We start from the raw sequence: 469 nt of genomic DNA, 5'->3' as shown, positions 1-469 counted from the left end.
TCCCCGTTCGGAGGTCGCTCCCGCCGGTCACGCGGACGCGCTCCGTCCGCGACGTGTCGACCCGCCGCCAGGGCTCGTCGCGCAGCGATCGGGGCCGGTCCGGCGTCACGTGACCGCCGTCGGCGACCTGCGTCGTCTCCGTCTCCACGGTCGCTTCGACGCGGTGGCTCGCCCGAACGATCGATCCGAGACCGTCGTGGACGCGGGTCGCGGCGCGGTCGGCCGCGTGTCCGACCTCGACCGACGCGGTCTCGCTCGTCGCGTCTCCGGCCGGGTCGAACGCGGCGTCGTCGCCCGCCGTCGCGTTTCTGCTCGCCGTCGCGTCTCCGCTCGCCGCCGCACTCTCCGTCGAGGTCGAATCAACTCCCCCGGCGCCTCCCGTCGGCGTCGGCGCTCCGAGGACGGCGTCCGTCCACGAGGCCTCGTCGACGCCCGTCGGCGAGAGCAGGTCGGTCACTCCGGTTCGAGC

1 pseudogene is annotated in these 469 nt (G+C 75.1%); it reads right to left on the bottom strand.

The features are described 5' to 3' along the window. Window positions 1-469 (bottom strand): annotated as a pseudogene (locus tag EXE52_RS18105) (hypothetical protein); the annotation flags it as partial.

The organism is Halorubrum sp. CGM4_25_10-8A (genome assembly GCF_005435025.1).
GTDB classification, from domain to species: domain Archaea; phylum Halobacteriota; class Halobacteria; order Halobacteriales; family Haloferacaceae; genus Halorubrum; species Halorubrum ezzemoulense.
This window is presented reverse-complemented; position numbering and strand designations above follow the sequence as displayed.